This window comes from Klebsiella sp. CN_Kp106 (genome assembly GCF_040064575.1).
Lineage (GTDB): Bacteria > Pseudomonadota > Gammaproteobacteria > Enterobacterales > Enterobacteriaceae > Klebsiella > Klebsiella michiganensis.
This window is the reverse complement of sequence record NZ_JBEAIG010000051.1, coordinates 61,413-77,859: the sequence shown is the minus strand read 5'-3', so window position 1 is coordinate 77,859 and position 16,447 is coordinate 61,413. Positions and strand designations below refer to the sequence as shown.

The 16,447-nt window shown below is 37.0% G+C and carries 14 protein-coding genes; 13 read left to right on the top strand and 1 reads right to left on the bottom strand.

Annotated elements, in window-relative coordinates; translation table 11 throughout:
• Positions 1–8 precede the first annotated feature (8 nt).
• The 10 genes from ABLU96_RS16840 (at position 9) to ABLU96_RS16795 (ending at position 10,458) form a co-directional block, all read left to right on the top strand.
• Positions 9–2,171, top strand: coding sequence for a polysaccharide biosynthesis tyrosine autokinase (locus tag ABLU96_RS16840; RefSeq protein WP_064404541.1), 2,163 nt, complete (start codon positions 9–11; stop codon positions 2,169–2,171).
• A 125-nt stretch (positions 2,172–2,296) separates the two neighbouring features.
• Positions 2,297–3,724: an undecaprenyl-phosphate galactose phosphotransferase WbaP gene (gene wbaP, locus ABLU96_RS16835; RefSeq protein WP_064404543.1), complete on the top strand. Its 1,428-nt coding sequence runs from the start codon at positions 2,297–2,299 to the stop codon at positions 3,722–3,724.
• A 26-nt stretch (positions 3,725–3,750) separates the two neighbouring features.
• Complete coding sequence (locus ABLU96_RS16830) at positions 3,751–4,665, top strand: glycosyltransferase family 2 protein (protein WP_064404545.1); 915 nt, start codon at positions 3,751–3,753, stop codon at positions 4,663–4,665.
• Between the two features lie 72 nt (positions 4,666–4,737).
• Positions 4,738–4,863 carry a hypothetical protein gene (locus ABLU96_RS16825; RefSeq protein ID WP_256565268.1) on the top strand — a complete coding sequence of 42 codons (126 nt, stop codon included), beginning with the start codon at positions 4,738–4,740 and terminating at the stop codon, positions 4,861–4,863.
• Between the two features lie 90 nt (positions 4,864–4,953).
• Positions 4,954–5,475: an acyltransferase gene (locus ABLU96_RS16820; protein WP_064404617.1), complete on the top strand. Its 522-nt coding sequence runs from the start codon at positions 4,954–4,956 to the stop codon at positions 5,473–5,475.
• Between the two features lies 1 nt (position 5,476).
• Positions 5,477–6,742, top strand: coding sequence for an oligosaccharide flippase family protein (locus ABLU96_RS16815; protein ID WP_163520791.1), 1,266 nt, complete (start codon positions 5,477–5,479; stop codon positions 6,740–6,742).
• Positions 6,743–6,752: 10 nt separating this feature from the next.
• Complete coding sequence (locus ABLU96_RS16810; protein WP_064404549.1) at positions 6,753–7,742, top strand: glycosyltransferase; 990 nt, start codon at positions 6,753–6,755, stop codon at positions 7,740–7,742.
• Between the two features lies 1 nt (position 7,743).
• Positions 7,744–8,535, top strand: coding sequence for a glycosyltransferase domain-containing protein (locus tag ABLU96_RS16805; protein ID WP_064404551.1), 792 nt, complete (start codon positions 7,744–7,746; stop codon positions 8,533–8,535).
• Entirely contained in the window at positions 8,522–9,550 is a 1,029-nt protein-coding gene (locus tag ABLU96_RS16800) for an EpsG family protein (RefSeq protein WP_064407101.1), read from the top strand. Before ABLU96_RS16805 ends, ABLU96_RS16800 begins: the two co-directional genes overlap by 14 nt.
• Positions 9,551–9,564: 14 nt before the next feature.
• Positions 9,565–10,458 (top strand): glycosyltransferase family 2 protein, encoded by an 894-nt coding sequence (locus tag ABLU96_RS16795; protein WP_074189053.1) that lies wholly within the window; start codon positions 9,565–9,567, stop codon positions 10,456–10,458.
• 86 nt (positions 10,459–10,544) lie between these two features.
• Here the strand turns inward: ABLU96_RS16795 and ABLU96_RS16790 are convergent, their stop codons facing one another.
• A complete protein-coding gene (locus tag ABLU96_RS16790; RefSeq protein WP_139155554.1) occupies positions 10,545–12,671 on the bottom strand; it encodes a hypothetical protein in 2,127 nt (708 codons plus the stop codon).
• 205 nt (positions 12,672–12,876) lie between these two features.
• On the opposite strand from ABLU96_RS16790, the gene gndA reads away from it, so the two are divergent.
• The 3 genes from gndA (at position 12,877) to rfbA (ending at position 16,443) form a co-directional block, all read left to right on the top strand.
• Complete coding sequence (gndA, locus tag ABLU96_RS16785) at positions 12,877–14,283, top strand: NADP-dependent phosphogluconate dehydrogenase (RefSeq protein ID WP_064404560.1); 1,407 nt, start codon at positions 12,877–12,879, stop codon at positions 14,281–14,283.
• Positions 14,284–14,495: 212 nt separating this feature from the next.
• Complete coding sequence (rfbB, locus tag ABLU96_RS16780; RefSeq protein ID WP_064404562.1) at positions 14,496–15,560, top strand: dTDP-glucose 4,6-dehydratase; 1,065 nt, start codon at positions 14,496–14,498, stop codon at positions 15,558–15,560.
• A gap of 13 nt (positions 15,561–15,573) precedes the next feature.
• Positions 15,574–16,443 carry a glucose-1-phosphate thymidylyltransferase RfbA gene (gene rfbA / locus ABLU96_RS16775; RefSeq protein ID WP_064404563.1) on the top strand — a complete coding sequence of 290 codons (870 nt, stop codon included), beginning with the start codon at positions 15,574–15,576 and terminating at the stop codon, positions 16,441–16,443.
• Positions 16,444–16,447: the final 4 nt, after the last annotated feature.

Genomic DNA, 16,447 nt, shown 5'->3' with positions numbered 1-16,447 from the left:
ATCATTGCATGTCATCAGTTAAAAACAGAACTGTCGAGAAAGAGACGGATGAAATAGATTTAGGTCGGTTAGTCGGAGAACTTATTGATCATAGAAAGCTAATTATATCCGTTACATCTCTTTTTACGCTAATTGCTCTTCTTTATGCATTATTTGCAACCCCTATTTATCAGGCCGATGCGCTTTTACAGGTTGAGCAAAAACAAGGAAATGCAATTTTAAATAGCTTAAGCCAGATGTTACCTGATAGCCAACCCCAGTCTGCACCAGAAATAGCTCTATTACAGTCTCGCATGATCTTAGGGAAAACAGTTGATGATCTCAATCTGCAGGCAAGAATAGAGCAAAGCCATTTTCCATTATTGGGCAAAGGGTGGGCACGTTTAACAGGTGATAAGCCGGGTAAATTGACTGTAAGTAGACTTTATTTGCCATCAGACAGTGATTCGGATATTCCCAAGTTGAAGCTAACTGTAAAGGATAAAAATCACTACAGCGTTGTTTTTAATGATATAGAGATGATAGGTGAGGTCGGTGTTTTGCTTGACTCTAATGGTATCTCTCTTAAAGTTGATAATATCGAGGCGGAATCAGGTTCAGTATTTGGCATATCTTATGTAAGTAAGTTGAAAGCAATTACAGATTTACAAGAGGTACTTTCAGTTGCCGATCAAGGTAAAGATACGGGGATGTTAAGCTTATCATTAACTGGTCCAGACCCAATTTTACTAGAGAATATTCTGAATAGTATCAGTAACAATTATCTTGCACAAAATGTCGCTAGGCAGGCAGCACAAGACGCTAAGAGTCTGGAGTTCCTTAACGAGCAATTACCAAAAGTGCGTAATGATTTAGACATTGCTGAAGATAAGCTTAACCAGTATCGTAGACAAAAAGACTCAGTCGATTTGTCTTTAGAGGCAAAGTCAGTTCTGGAACAGATAGTCAATGTTGATAATCAGTTAAATGAGCTGACATTTAGAGAATCGGAGATTTCGCAGTTATACACGAAAGAGCACCCTACCTACAAGGCACTAATGGAGAAGCGTAAGACTTTGCAGGAGGAGAAGGCAAAGCTAAATCAACGTGTTTCAGGAATGCCAAAAACGCAGCAAGATATATTGCAGTTAAGCCGTGATGTTGATTCAGGACAGGCGGTGTATATGCAACTTTTGAATCGTCAACAAGAGCTTAATATTGCTAAGTCTAGTGCTATAGGCAATGTAAGAATTATCGATAATGCAATATCCCAACCTAAACCTGTTAAACCCAAAAAAATAATAATAATATTAGTTGGGATTGTTTTAGGTGGAATAGTCTCAGTAGGCCTAGTTTTACTGCGTGTATTTTTGCGACGTGGTATTGAAAACCCTGAGCAACTGGAAGAGATAGGCATTAATGTCTATGCAAGTATTCCAGTGTCCGAGACCTTTGCCAAAAAAGCTAGCAAGGCACCGGGCTTACGCAAAAAAAATGTGCCAGAATACCAAAGTTTCCTTGCTTTGGAAAATCCGGCCGATTTAGCTATTGAGGCGATTCGCGGGCTACGTACTAGTCTGCACTTCGCTATGATTGAAGCGCGGAATAATGTATTAATGATCTCCGGTGCTAGTCCTAATGCGGGTAAAACTTTTGTCAGTACCAATCTCGCAGCTATAATTTCTCAGACGGGGAGTAGGGTCTTATTTATTGATACCGATATGCGTAAAGGATATACACATAAATTATTTGAGCGTAGTAATGAAAATGGTTTATCCGATATTCTCTCGGGAAAGATAGATATTTCTAGGGCAATTCAAACTGTGCCTGCTGCAGGATTTGATTATATCTCTCGAGGTATAGCTCCCCCTAATCCAGCCGAATTATTAATGCACAGACGATTTAATGAGTTAATGACGTGGGCCAGTCAAAATTATGATATAGTTATTCTTGATACGCCACCTATCTTAGCTGTGACGGATGCTGCAATTATTGGACATTATGTAGGTACAACGCTGCTTGTCGCTCGTTTTGAGCAAAATACAGTTAAAGAGCTTGAGGTTAGTTTTAAACGTTTTGAACAAAGTGGTGTGCAAGTTAAAGGTTGTATATTAAATGGGATAGTGAAAAAAGCGAGTAGCTATTATGGTTACGGTTATACACACTATGGTTATTCCTACAAAGAGAAATAATTAAATGAGTAAGGGGCGGAGCTCTTATATTCCGTTCCTTACTCTATATTAGAATTAAATCATCCATAAGTTAGCTGTTAACTATTAAATAATATACAATAAATAATAAATATTGAGAGGTTAGAATGACACTTCTCGGCAGAAGTTTCATAGTCAGTGTTACACTTGCTATATCCGACTTTATTAGCTTTATTATATCTATATATCTAGCTATGGGGTTATTATCGATTTCTCTTGAACAGAATCATAAAATTTTATCTCTCGCTCAAATAAATGGCTGGGTGGCTCTGCATTGGTTATTAGCTTTTTGCTGCGTAGGCTGGTATTCAATGCGTTTACGTCATTATTTTTATAGAAAAACTTTTTGGTTTGAATTAAAAGAAATACTTAGAACATTGGTTATTTTTGCAATTATCGAAATTGCCGTTATTGCTTTTACTGATTGGTCATTTTCGCGGTATTTATGGGGACTCACTTGGCTTCTTATCCTGATTCTTGTACCGATATCTCGTATGGTAACAAAGCGTATTTTAAACGCTTTCGGCTATTGGCACCGTGATACTTGGATTATTGGAAGTGGAGAAAATGCTTATGAAGCCTATAAAGCTATAAGCAGTGAGCGTAACTTGGGGTTAAAAATCGTCGGCTTTATTGCTAGCGAAGGTGGTATATCTGCAGGTAAGAGCATTGAAAATATAGATGTCTTACCTGATGATATACGGTGGTTAGCGACTAAAGACAAAAAAACGCAGTTCATTGTTGCGGTAGAATCTAATCAGAGTGAAATGCGTAATACTTGGCTGAGAAATTTTATGATCAAAGGCTACCGTTATATTTCTGTTATACCTACATTACGTGGAATGCCTCTAGATAGTACAGATATGTCATTTATATTTAGTCATGAAGTAATGATTTTTCGGGTACAGCAAAATCTGGCAAAGTGGTCATCGCGTATTTTAAAGCGGTTATTTGATATTGTAGGGTCTATAGCTATAATCATTTTATTATCACCACTTTTGTTATATATAAGCCAAAAAGTAAAAAAAGATGGCGGCCCAGCTATTTATGGGCATGAACGTATTGGTAAAGGAGGGCAATCATTTAAATGCCTTAAGTTCCGTTCTATGGTTATTAATTCAAAAGAAGTACTTGCAGAATTATTAGAGAACGATCCCTCTGCCAGAGTAGAGTGGAATGCAACATTTAAATTAAAAAAAGACCCTCGAATTACTAAAATTGGTGCATTTCTTCGCCGAACCAGTTTGGATGAGTTACCTCAATTGTTTAATGTGCTGAAAGGTGAAATGAGTTTAGTGGGGCCGCGTCCAATCATTACAGCAGAGTTAGAAAGATATAATGAAGAGGTCGATTATTACCTTTTAAGTAAGCCAGGCATGACTGGATTATGGCAGGTTAGTGGTCGTAGCGATGTCGATTATGAAACTCGGGTCTATCTTGATGCTTGGTATGTTAAAAATTGGTCTATGTGGAATGATATCGCTATTCTGTTTAAGACGGTTGGTGTAGTACTAAAAAAAGATGGCGCCTATTAAATGTTATTTTAAATAATGAGTTTTATATGAGATACTATGTCGCAATACCAACTTATAATGGTGGGGAAATTTGGCAGTCAGTTGTAGATAATATTAAAAAATATGCACCTGATGATATCTTTGTTCATGTTATCGACTCAAGTAGCAAAGATAATACAGCTGAAATAGCAAATAAAGCTTTATTTGATGTGGTTACGATTCCTAGTAGTAATTTTAATCATGGTGGAACAAGGAATTTAGCAGTAAATAATTTTATTAACGAATATGATATTGTGATTTTTCTAACCCAAGATTCGATACCTCAGTCTGGTTTTATTGAAAAAATAATTGAGGTTTTTGAAGATGAACAGGTTGCATGCGCATATGGTCGACAACTGCCACATTCAAATGCTAATCCTTTAGCAACACATGCACGATATTTTAATTACCCAGAAAAAAATTATGTATGCGGATTGGAAAATATACCTAAAATGGGTTTGAAAACAGTTTTTATGTCGAATTCATTTTCTGCCTATAGGTTATCTGTTTTTAGTAAGCTAGATGGTTTTCCCTCGAATACAATATTATGTGAAGATATGTACTATACCGCAAAGGCAATTCAATCTGGTTATAAGGTTGCATATGTATCAAGTGCGATGGTGCAACATTCCCATAACTATACACCTGTTGAAGAGTTCAAAAGATATTTTGATATTGGTGTATTTCATAGAAATGAGCCATGGATTAGACGTGATTTCGGAGGTGCAGAGGGTGAAGGAAAAAAATTCATTATGTCAGAGTTGCAATTTTTACTTAAAAATGCGCCTTTATGGGTGCCTTTGGCATTTATAAATAATTTTATGAAAATAGTCGGCTATAAATTAGGTCAACAGTATCAAAAGTTACCTGCTAAGTTGGTTAGAAAACTTAGTATGCATAAAAGGTATTGGGATTTTAATTAATATTGTTAATTAGTTATATAAGCGATTTGGACATTTCATTTGTGAAAACATTAAGATAGATTAAAGGACAACATGAAAATTATTGTCACTGGTGCTGACGGGTTTATTGGAACTGCTGTGGTGTGTCATATTATTAATGACACTAAAGACGAGGTGATAGTTCTTGATTGTCTTTCTGATTGGAATAGTGCTTTATAGAAAATAATCACAAAATTGTAAACTAAATTTTGTTATTCGGAAAGTATGTATTAGGTTGCATACTTTCCACTTATGAATAGGCTCGATATTATGTTACTAAAAAAAATTATTGAGAAAATTTACATAAGATATTTACGTAAAAATGACCAAGTGAAATGGGCAAGGAAAATAGGAGTTTCTGTTGGGAATGACTGTAGGTTAATTGATGTTTCCTTTAGCTCAGAACCTTATCTTGTGAGTATAGGTAATCATGTTTCAGCAACTAAAGTACATTTTGAAACACATGATGGTGGACTATGGGTTTTTAGGGATAAACATCCAGACTGGGATATTATAAATAAAATTACGATTGGTGATAATGTCTATCTTGGGTTTGGATGTTTGATCCTCCCTGGAGTTGTTATTGAAAATAATGTGGTTGTAGGGGCTAATTCAGTTATTACTAAAAATTTAGAAGCAAATGCCGTTTATGCGGGTGTCCCTGCACGTAAAATTAAAGATTTAGACGAATATTATTTAAGTTGTAAAGAAAAATCGTTTGACACAAAAAAATATTCTGACGAAGAAAAAAAAACTTACTATCTAAATGCTATCAACAACAAGGTGTCTTGACGTGCGGCGATTTATTAAAAAGATCACTACTGATGGAGAAAAAAGAATAATTTTATCGAATTTTATTTTTCTCTTTCTTTTACAAATAGCAAATTATGTTCTTCCACTTTTAACTGTTCCGTATCTTGTAAGAGTCATCGGAATTGAAAATGTTGGATTATTGGCTTTTGCTACTGCGGTATGCACATATTTACAAATAATTACTGATTTTGGTTTTAATCTCAGTGCTACCCGGCAAGTATCTATAAATAGATATGATAACAATAAGCTAAGTGAGATTTACAGTTGTGTCATTTATATTAAACTATCCTTGTGTGTATTATGCTTGATAGTGTTACTTGGCTTAGTTGAATTAGTTCCACAATTTAAAGAACATAAAATTATATTTGCCTTAACTTATCTTGGTGTTTTTGGACAATCTTTATTCCCTGTCTGGTTCTTCCAAGGAATGGAAAGAATGAGATATATAACATTTATTAACGTTGGTATAAAGTTAATATTTACGATATCGATATTTACAGTAATCAATGCTCAGAATGATTATATTTATATTCCGGCCTTAACTTCTATTTCGATGTTGCTTTCTGGTTTTATTGCAATGCTCGTAGTACATTTTAGTTTTAAAGTTTCTTTAAAATTAGTAAAAATGGAAACTATAAAGATTTATTTTAAAGACGGTTGGCATATTTTTACGTCACGAGTATTTTCCTCGTTATATAAGAATTCCGCAGTTTTGATATTAGGTATTTTTACTACATCTCAAATTACTGGATATTATTCTGTAGCTGAAAAAATAATTCGTAGTTTACAGACCTTACAAAACGTAATTGGGGATGCACTATATCCTCATTTAGTTAAATCTTTCCATGAGGATAAATTTTCTTATGATAAATTCTCAAGAAAATATAAATGGCTAGTTCTTATTTCTTATGGCTGCATGGCTTTAGGGGTATTTATTTTTTCCGACTTTGGAGCCAAAATTTTCGTCGGCGCAGAATTTAACCAAGTGGCCATAAATATAAGAATTATGTCATTGGTTATCTTCTTTGGTGGCCTGAATTATTATTATGGAATATTAGGGCTTGTGGCGCTAAATTATAAAAAGGATTTTTCAAAATATGTGTTAATAACTGGGTTAGTAAGTATTGTATCGATGATTATTTTTTCAATATTATTCAATGACATTGGGGCTTCAATTGTTTCTGTGATGAGCGAGCTTTTTTTATTAATATTGATAGTCAATCGACTGCGAAAAATAAAAGTGTAAGGTAATTAAAATGAATGTTTGTGCTATTATAGTAACTTATGGTAATAGATTTAGTTTAATTGAAAAAGTTGCTAATGCTTGCATTGAAAATGGTGTTCAAACGATATTTGTAGTTGATAATGGTTCGCCTGAGAAAAATAGATTAAAATTATATGATTTTGCACTAAACAATAATGACTATATCCAGCTTATAAGAAATGATCATAATTTAGGTTCTGCAGGTGGTTACTCTATTGGATTGCAGAGAGCTAAAGCGTGTACTGAATTTAATCATTTTCTGCTTTTAGATGATGATAATTTAATGGAGAAAAATTCTTATTTATCACTATTACAATATTGGAATGAAGAGTTGTCTCCCGAAGAGCGAATGAATTCTGCTTTACTTGCATTAAGGGAGGACCGGGAATATTATGTTCGTTTCACAAAAGAACAGAATGATGATGTTTTATTAGGAACATCCAATAGCTTCATGCATTATGATTTTTTTAGTCGCCAAAGAATACAGAGTGTAAAGATTATAGAATCTACGAGAATTAAAACACCGATAGCACCATATGGGGGACTATTAATCCCTAGGTGTTTACTTGATAAGATAGGGCTTCCGCTTGAGGATATGTTTCTTTATATTGACGATATTGAGTTTTCATATCGTATTACTTCAGGTGGTGGGAATATTTTCATAGTACCAGATAGTAAGATTCTAGACATTGATCAGTCTTGGGGAAGTAAGGCAGAAAATCACAAAAAAAAATTATCATCCCCTGTGTTAGAAGAAGGGGAAAGCTTTAGAATTTATTATACATTTCGTAATAGATCCTTTTTTGAATATTTTTATAGAGTTAATAATAAGCCCTTATATTTTTTTAACATGTTTGTTTTGCTTTTAAAACTATCGATAAAAGCTATTGCATTGAAAAAAACAGATAGATTGTCATTAATACTCTTGGCTGTTTATGACGGCATTCGTGGTAAATTAGGCATTACTAAACGGAAGTTATAATATGAAGAAAAAATTTGCTGTATACACCGGTATTTTTGGCAACTATGATTACCTGCTTGACCCTGAGATTGATCAAGATGAGAATGTAGATCTTATATGCTTCACTAATAATCCTAATCTTACATCACATAAATGGAATATAAGATTAATTAGTGATGAAATTATTTCCGATCATATGCTCAATCGAAAGGTTAAAGTTTTACCTCATCTATTTCTGAAAGAATATGAGTTCAGCCTTTATATAGATGGAAATATTATTTTAAAAAATAACATCCTCCCCTTTTTTGAGAAGTACTGTACATCAGATTTTTTAATGTGCTTACCAAAACATTTAGACAGGAATTGTATTTATGATGAGGCGGATATATGTATTTTACAAAAAAAAGACAGAGAGGAAATAATAAGAAGCCAAATGGCATTCTACCATAAACAGAGTTATCCCGAAAAAAATGGTTTGTATGAGAATAACATTTTACTTAGAAAGCATAATGATGAGATTATTAGAAAAGTAATGGAGTCATGGTGGGAGCAGTTGAATAACTGGTCCAAAAGAGATCAGTTAAGTTTATGCTATGTATTCTGGAGTAATAGTTTTTCGCCGCAGATTTTAAAAGAAAGCTCTAGAATTTCTAACGATTTTTTTGACATTGAGCTCCATTCTAACTACAAAAAAATGCCATTTCTAAAACGAATATTTGTATTGATTGATATGAAAAAGCATAAAAATATCGGCTTTAAAATTGGTTATGTACTAATCACACTCCTTAGAAAAATAAAAAATGGGCATAGGTAAAATGAGTGCAAATAATCATAAAAACATCATGCATATTATATTTTTTATGTTTTTTGGGATCGTTTTAATTCTTTGTTCTGGGCTAAGGCCCATCGGAATTGATCCAGATTCCCATATGTATGCTGATTTTGTCCGATATTTTATCGGTTGGTCATCGATTGACTTTATGGATAAAGAACCTGGTTTTTGGTTAATCCTATACATTAATAACTTCATTTTTGGTAATAATATAACTTCATTTTTTTTATTTTATGCAACTCTTTCAATTTCTTTTAAACTTATATTGTTCTATAGGTTATCGCGATACCCCCTAGTTACTCTTTTTCTATACATTTCAACTTACTATTTTCTGCATGATATGACCCAGATAAGAATTGGGTTAGCATGTGTTTTAATTTTATGGTCTCTTGAAGATATACTTAATCGTAATAAAATCGGATTCATATCAAAGATAGCTTTGGCTACTTTTTTTCATTATTCAGCTATTGTTTCAATATTATTTTATTTTTTTTCAGGTGAGGGTATAAATAAGAGATTTTATGCAATATTGCCTATTTTGGGGCTTGTTATATATATTGTATCAAATACCGGCCTTGGTGACATTCAGTCTCTTCTGGTATACTTACCCTCATTCCTTGAGGGAAAAGGAACAACATACATTGACCTGCAATCTCAGGGGGTGTATAGAGAAAACAATTTAATTATAATGAACGTTGGAGGAGTAATCTCCTTTTGCTTCTTACTACTTCTTCTGTGGAAAGGCGATTTAACGGTAAAGCTAAACATAATTCTACTTAAGATATTATCCTTCCAGCTTTTTATTGGTCTTATTCTTTCCTTTAATTCGGAAATATCAAATAGATTTTATACGCTAATTGGTTTTATTACGGTTCCATTATTATTTCCAGCTGTAATTGATTGCTTCAAACCTCGTTGGTTTGGTTATCTCTTAGTGATGCTTTACGCTGCAAGACAATTTTATTCTAGTATTGTCGGTGTTTTCTTATCCTATTGAACAGTGGTGTTACAATGCCTGTTATTCATGCAATAATTATTACTTTTAATCCTGATAAGGATAATGTTCTGTTACTTTCTTCAACATTAAATCAACAAGTTGCTCATACTTGGATAATTGATAATGGAAGTTCTACTGATATCTCAAAATATTTTTTTTCCAGTCCTAATGTAACCTATCTCAAACTAGAGGAGAACGTTGGTATTGCCAAAGCCCAAAATATAGGAATTGTTCATGGAAAAGAGATGAAAGCAGAATATTTCATTTTCTTCGATCAAGATAGTACGATAGGGACAGATTTTGTAACAGGCTTATATTCTTCCTATTCCAAGTTAAGCCGTGATAAAAAAATCGCAGCAATTGGGCCGATATTTGAAGACAGCCGTTTTGGTTTTATGTATCCGCAAATTAAATTAAATAAATTTGGGGTTCGTGAAAGAATAACACCTAAATACGGTTCAGGCCCATTATTATTATCCTTTATAATATCATCAGGCATGTTCACATCAGTATCAGTATTAGATGATATTGGTACAATGAATGAAGATTTTTTTATAGATTATGTAGATACGGAATGGTGCTTAAGAGCATTAGGGCATGGTTATGAAATTTATGCTGATACTAATGTATGTATGAAACATACAATTGGTGATAATAATATAAAATTTCTAGTGTGGAAATTACCTGTTCACTCTGCACTACGCCGTTATTATAGGATGAGAAATATGTATTATCTTTTTGGTATGAAGCACGTCCCATTTTTGATGAAATGTCGAGAGTTTATTACAAATAATATTCACCAACTTTTAATTACTCTGGCTTCAAAACAAAAAAATCATTATATAAAGTACTGGGTCAAAAGTCAGTGTGATGGCGTTAAATATTTTCTTACAAAAAGATTTAAGTAAGTGAATATACTAATTGCTTTTAGTCGCTTAAGTTTTAATAAAATAGCATCATGAAGATATCATCAAACATGATGCTTTTTCTTAACTTAATTGTACAGGATTGCACCTAGATTAGATATAGATAGCAGATCTCCTTCCATTGCATTTGACATATCAAATTCAAACATAATGCTTTGGAAATTTTCGTTGATATAATTTTCATAGTTCATAGGGCTTAATTGATTAGTGTCGCCGGCGAATGCAATGGTTTCACCAAGTCTGTTCGATATTTCACCATTTTCATATAAACCATAAACAGAGATAAGGATGGGGTTCTTTATCTTTATTTTTTCAAATATAATCATCCATGTTAAAAATCTATGTTGAAATGAGTTTGTGATTGGGCAGTAAGTATGGATTTTACATTGTTTTGCTTTTTTATTTTGTGCTAAAAGTTTAATGGTTAAATCGTCACTTTGAATGTTTTTTTCTATTTTTATTTTTCCTGTGGTCTTTGTTGTTAGAAATTTTGGTAAAGGTGTTTGTATTAAACCCTCGGATACAAAAGGTGCTCTTCCTTCAATTCCGCTCATATGCCAATTCCTTACGAATATGCAACCGGTAGAGTTCGTTATTTTAGCGTTTCTAGTCGCAACCAGGCCTTTAACTTCATTTTCAGCCCAGCTAAATCTATTGTCTTCAAGTATTAAGTTATGTTTTCGAGTAGATGTAAATAAATATATTTCATTGCCATCTATTCCAAAATTAACAAAGGTAACGTCTTGGAATTTTGCCTTTCCAATTGAGTTTGGAGTGTCACTATTTATGCAAACAGGTCTTGTTCTTTTTTTGTTTTCTATGTGTCCACCTCTAACGATAATATGGCCACCTTTATTTCTTATTTCACCGCTAGAGTTATAATTCAATGAGCAATTATCTATCAGCAAACCGCCTGTCCATCCATCAATGTCGAATGCTAATTTGCCATTTTGGAATACACATTCTCGAAAACTAATTCGCTCTGAATTATTAATTCCTGAATATAATACAACGGCACGTTTGTAACTGTCGAAACCGCATTCCCAAAAACAAATGCCCCAACCATTATCACCATTACTGTAAATATCATTAAAACCTGTAAAGCGACATTTTAGTATACCTAGCTGAGAAACTGTTTCTGAGACTCCTTTATCATGGTTTAGTGTTGCATAATGCTTGATACAATTTATATTATTAGAATTATTTTTTTCATGTATATATATGTGTGATAATATGTAAACTGTGGTGTTAACATAAGGGATATCTCCCTCGCTACCTCTATTGTTGACGTTTCCGGATATGTATATGGCGTATTTGTTATCGAATAATTCAGATGAGCTATCTATTTGCCATTCTGTTATTCCCGCACTTGGTTCCAGAAAGGCATAAGAAGGATTTAGGTATATGGGACTTGCCGTATTTATTTTAGCAGGGAGTTTTATAGAAACTCGTTTAGCTTTCTTATTTTTGACTAATCTTTCTGCTTCATTTATAGTTTTCTGAAGTGCATTGGATGAGTCTAAATTCAAGTCTATAGAAGCTCCAAACCATGTAGCTTCCAGTTGAGGAATGGAATTATCGATGACTCTCTTCCATCTATCTCCTGAGGCAGTGACGACTATAGTTCCATCATTATCCAAACTCTGAGTATCGAATTTATCAAAAAAGAAAACTCCGCCACCACTGTCAAGATGTGGCGAATGCGCTCTAACTTTTATTTTTTGATTATTATAAATAGGTGTGGTGTTTCTTAAATCACCTAAGGAGTCACAAGTTTTTAATTCTTTATTTGCTTCTGGAGTGATGTTCTCTAATTCCAGACACCTAGATAGATAAAGTACTTCATTTTTACTATTAGCAATTGCAATTGAAATTTCCTTGGCTTCAACTGATATGTGGACATTTTTAATGTTATTGCTGTTTATTTTTAATGGTTGAATGTTATCTGTACTGAAACTGCTAGTGTAATATATTATTTGATTTTCTTTTATAAAAGAATCCGTTCCCTTTCCTCCAATGTAAATATTTAATTCTTCATTTTTAGAAAGATTTAAATTTTTTATTAGACTAAGGATAGGTATTGCATTTAAATTTTCAGGGTTTTTTTTTCTTATATTTGCAATAGCTTCATTTTGATTAATAAAACCGCTTAATGTCGCAATTCCTAAATATTTAAATAAAGTACGTCGCTTCATGTTAACCTTTAGATGTTGAGTGCAAAATTGTTATTTTAGTGGTTTCTTGCTACACTCCAAAAATAATATGTAACATTATATTTAATTTTGAAAGGTGTCCCTGTATTTAAAATATAAAACTATAAGTATAAGCTAGTTTACGTTAGCATATCTGTAACAATCAACTGCGAAAGGTCGCAGTGACCACACCTGACAGGAGTATGTAATGTCCAAGCAACAGATCGGGGTTGTCGGTATGGCAGTGATGGGGCGTAACCTTGCGCTCAACATCGAAAGCCGCGGTTATACCGTCTCCGTTTTCAACCGCTCCCGTGAAAAGACCGAAGAAGTGATTGCCGAGAATCCCGGCAAGAAGCTGGTCCCACATTATACAGTGCAAGAGTTTGTTGAGTCGCTCGAAACTCCACGCCGTATCCTGTTAATGGTGAAGGCGGGCGCAGGCACTGATAATGCCATCGACTCTCTGAAGCCTTACCTGGACAAGGGTGACATCATCATCGATGGTGGTAATACCTTCTTCCAGGATACGATTCGTCGTAATCGTGAGCTTTCTGCTGAAGGTTTTAACTTCATCGGAACCGGCGTGTCCGGCGGTGAAGAAGGCGCGCTTAAAGGCCCCTCAATCATGCCTGGCGGTCAGAAGGAAGCTTATGAACTGGTCGCTCCAATTCTTAAGCAGATTGCTGCTGTCGCTGAAGACGGTGAGCCGTGCGTAACGTATATCGGCGCCGATGGCGCTGGTCATTATGTCAAAATGGTTCACAATGGTATTGAATACGGCGATATGCAGCTTATTGCAGAAGCCTACGCCTTACTGAAAGGCGGTCTCGCGCTTTCTAATGAAGAGCTGGCCCAAACCTTTACCGAATGGAATGAAGGTGAGCTTAGCAGCTATCTCATTGACATCACTAAAGACATCTTCACCAAAAAAGATGAAGAGGGCAAATACCTGGTCGACGTGATCCTCGATGAGGCGGCAAACAAAGGTACCGGTAAATGGACCAGCCAGAGCTCTCTTGACCTCGGTGAACCGCTGTCACTTATCACTGAATCTGTATTCGCTCGCTATATCTCTTCTCTGAAAGATCAGCGTGTGGCAGCTTCGAAAGTTCTAACCGGACCGCAGGCGAAGAGTGCAGGCGATAAAGCGGAGTTCGTCGAGAAAGTTCGCCGCGCTCTGTATCTGGGCAAAATCGTCTCTTACGCTCAAGGCTTCTCCCAGCTGCGCGCGGCTTCTGATGAATACCACTGGGATCTGAACTACGGTGAGATCGCGAAAATCTTCCGCGCCGGCTGTATCATTCGTGCTCAGTTCCTGCAAAAGATTACTGATGCCTATGAGCAGAATGCTGGCATTGCCAACCTGCTGCTGGCGCCTTACTTCAAGCAGATCGCCGATGATTATCAGCAAGCGTTGCGCGATGTAGTTGCATATGCAGTGCAGAATGGTATTCCGGTTCCGACGTTCTCTGCAGCCATCGCATACTACGATAGCTATCGTTCTGCAGTCTTGCCTGCTAATCTGATTCAGGCGCAGCGTGACTATTTTGGTGCGCATACCTATAAGCGTACCGATAAAGAAGGTGTGTTCCACACTGAGTGGATGGAGTAAAGTTTGTAGTGTCATTTGCCCGGGGTATTAACCCGGGCATAAATTTTCCACAAATAGAATTTCTCTCCTGTAATTAGTACTCACTTATCCTAATTTTTTAAAAACGTAATTTGCAAATATTTTTCTAAAGGAAATCATTTAATATGATATTGATATCCTGATGGATATATTTCGAATTTTTTTAGGTTCTGGTAATAAAAGGTAAGTTAAATATGAAGATCCTTGTCACTGGCGGTGCAGGTTTTATTGGTTCTGCAGTCGTTCGTCATATCATTGAAAACACCTCCGACGAAGTACGCGTAATAGATTGTCTCACCTACGCCGGTAATCTTGAGTCCCTGGCGCCGGTTGCTGGTAATGAACGCTACTCGTTTTCTCAGACAGATATCACTGATGCCAAATCTGTGGCAGAGCAGTTCAGCGATTTCCGTCCGGATATTGTGATGCACCTGGCCGCAGAGAGTCACGTGGACCGCTCTATCGATGGGCCTGCTGCTTTTATTCAGACCAACCTGATTGGAACTTTCACCCTGCTGGAAGCTGCCCGCCAGTACTGGTCAGCTCTCGATACGGCCCAGAAGCAGGCTTTCCGCTTCCACCATATTTCGACCGATGAAGTCTACGGCGACCTGCACGGTACCGATGATCTGTTCACCGAAGAGACTCCGTACGCGCCAAGCAGCCCGTACTCTGCCTCCAAGGCCGGCAGCGACCATCTTGTCCGCGCCTGGAACCGCACCTATGGCCTGCCGGTGGTGGTGACCAACTGCTCCAACAACTACGGCCCGTATCACTTCCCGGAAAAACTTATTCCGCTGACCATCCTCAATGCCCTCGCCGGCAAACCGCTGCCGGTCTACGGCAATGGAGAACAGATCCGCGACTGGCTGTACGTGGAAGATCACGCCCGGGCGCTATACAAAGTGGCGACGGAAGGCCGCAGTGGTGAAACGTACAACATCGGCGGTCATAACGAGCGTAAAAATATTGATGTCGTGCGCACCATTTGCGCCATTCTCGATAAAGTGGTTGAACACAAGCCGGGCAATATCAGCCAGTTTGCCGATCTGATTACGTTTGTGAAAGACCGTCCGGGTCATGATCTGCGTTATGCCATTGATGCGGCGAAAATTCAGCGCGATCTGGGCTGGGTGCCCGAAGAGACATTTGAAAGCGGAATTGAAAAAACGGTCCACTGGTACCTGAACAACACGACTTGGTGGCAGCGCGTGCTGGATGGCTCCTATGCCGGTGAACGTCTTGGCCTGAACAACTAAAAAGGAAAGAAGCATGAAAGGTATTGTACTGGCCGGCGGCTCCGGCACGCGTTTATATCCGATCACCCAGGGTGTTTCCAAGCAGCTACTGCCCATTTATGACAAACCGATGATTTACTACCCGGTTTCTGTTCTGATGCTGGCGGGAATCAAGGATATCCTGATTATCACCACGCCGGAGGATATGCCCGCATTTCAGCGTCTGCTGGGTGACGGTTCTCAGTTTGGGGTGAATTTCAGCTATGCGATTCAGCCGTCGCCGGACGGTCTGGCGCAGGCCTTTATCATCGGCGAGAAGTTTATCGGTAATGATGCCTGTGCATTAGTCCTGGGCGATAACATCTATTTTGGTCAGAGCTTTGGCCGGAAACTGGATGCGGCGGCCAGCAAAACATCCGGAGCTACGGTATTCGGCTACCAGGTTCTCGATCCGGAACGTTTCGGTGTGGTGGAGTTTGATGAGAACTTTAAAGCGCTGTCGATTGAAGAGAAGCCGCTGAAGCCGAAATCTGACTGGGCGGTGACCGGACTCTATTTTTATGACACCGATGTGGTGGCAATGGCGAAGGAAGTTAAACCCTCCGCGCGCGGGGAGCTTGAGATTACCACGCTGAACCAGATGTATCTGGATCGGGGTGACCTGCAGGTTGAACTGCTGGGCCGTGGTTTTGCCTGGCTGGATACGGGAACCCACGACAGCCTGATTGAGGCCTCTCAGTTTATCCATACCATCGAGAAGCGTCAGGGGATGAAAGTAGCCTGCCTGGAAGAAATTGCTTATCGCAAGCAGTGGCTGAGCGTGGAAGGGGTGGCGGTACAGGCCGAACGGTTGAAGAAAACCGAGTATGGTGCTTACCTGAAACGTCTGCTGAATGAGCATTAATGGC